This is a genomic window from Streptomyces sp. NRRL WC-3605 (genome assembly GCF_001509795.1).
In the GTDB taxonomy this organism is placed as follows: Bacteria; Actinomycetota; Actinomycetes; order Streptomycetales; family Streptomycetaceae; genus Streptomyces; species Streptomyces viridochromogenes.
In genome coordinates this window covers 1-583 of sequence record NZ_LLZN01000133.1, presented here as the reverse complement: position 1 = coordinate 583, position 583 = coordinate 1, and the positions used below count along the sequence as shown (strand labels likewise).

1 protein-coding gene is annotated in these 583 nt (G+C 70.2%); it reads right to left on the bottom strand.

All coding sequences use genetic code 11. From position 1 onward, the window contains the following. Positions 1 to 581, bottom strand: a 581-nt coding sequence (gene wrbA, locus ADL34_RS34375) for an NAD(P)H:quinone oxidoreductase (protein ID WP_062675068.1), incomplete at its 3' end; no start/stop codon positions are given. Positions 582 to 583 lie beyond the last annotated feature (2 nt).

Sequence of the window (583 nt, the reverse complement as noted above, 5' to 3'; positions counted from 1 at the left end):
TTCACGACGCGTTCGGCTTGGATGCGGGCGGCGGTGCGGGTGGTGTCGTCGACGGGGTTGGTGCCCTGGCCGTCGGCGTGGGAGGTGCCGTAGGGGTTGCCGTCGGTGAACTTGGCCGGGTCGGTGAAGCCGGGGCTGACGACGATGCCGCCGAAGTGGTGGACGGAGTTGTACAGGGCGAGCAGCGTCGACTCGTGGCCGGCGTGCGCGGTCGCGGTGGAGACGAAGCCGCTGTAGACCTTGTCGGCGAGCTTGCCCTGGGCCCACAGGCCGCCGAGGGTGTCGATGAACTGCTTGAGCTGGGAGGAGACGTTGCCGAAGCGGGTGGGGGTGCCGAAGATGACGGCGTCCGCCCACTCGATGTCCTCGGGCGTGGCCTCGGGCAGGCCCGCGATGGCGGCGTGGTTGGCGGCCCAGGCGGGGTTGGAGTCGATGGCGGCCCGCGGGGCCAGCTCGGCGACCCTGAGCAGCCGGACGTCGGCACCCGCCTTCACCCCGGCGTCGTGGAGCTCCTTGGCGATCTCCGTGATGGTGCCGGTGGACGAGTAGAAGACGACAGCGAGCTTGACGGGAGTAGACATGA